This window comes from Dolichospermum circinale AWQC131C, from assembly GCF_000426905.1.
GTDB classification, from domain to species: domain Bacteria; phylum Cyanobacteriota; class Cyanobacteriia; order Cyanobacteriales; family Nostocaceae; genus Dolichospermum; species Dolichospermum circinale.
Map to the genome: position 1 here is coordinate 1 of NZ_KE384613.1, position 394 is coordinate 394.

Annotated in this window: 1 protein-coding gene; it reads right to left on the bottom strand. The window is 34.0% G+C overall.

The window, feature by feature from the left end:
- Positions 1 to 124: 124 nt before the first annotated feature.
- Positions 125 to 394: Uma2 family endonuclease (locus ACIR131C_RS26790; RefSeq protein WP_035371910.1), on the bottom strand; the 270-nt coding region annotated here is incomplete at its 5' end.

The following is a 394-nucleotide window of genomic DNA, read 5'->3' on the forward strand; positions in this document are numbered from 1 at the left end:
TTTATCAAGAAAAGATCACTATTCTTTTCTTCTTTACCTCGGAGAATGAAAACCCCCTGCTTGCGGGGAGGGGGTTGGGGGTGGGGTTCTTGTACCTCATAACATCGGGAAGTGCTGTAAATACTTATTCAAATACAGGAGGCCATAATTCAGAAATAGCAATTTCCCAACCAGGAAATAATTCACTTACAGTTAATTTATCATCTTCTGTTAATAATGTAATTTTACCATCAGGACGATAAACAGTAACAGTTAATTCATCAGGATTAATTAGAATTGCTACCTTTGCACCTAATTCTAAAAACAATTTGAGTTTATCTTCTAATTTAGCAACTCTATCAGTTTTTGATTTAATTTCTACTACTAAATCGGGAACTAAATTACCAAAATCTCT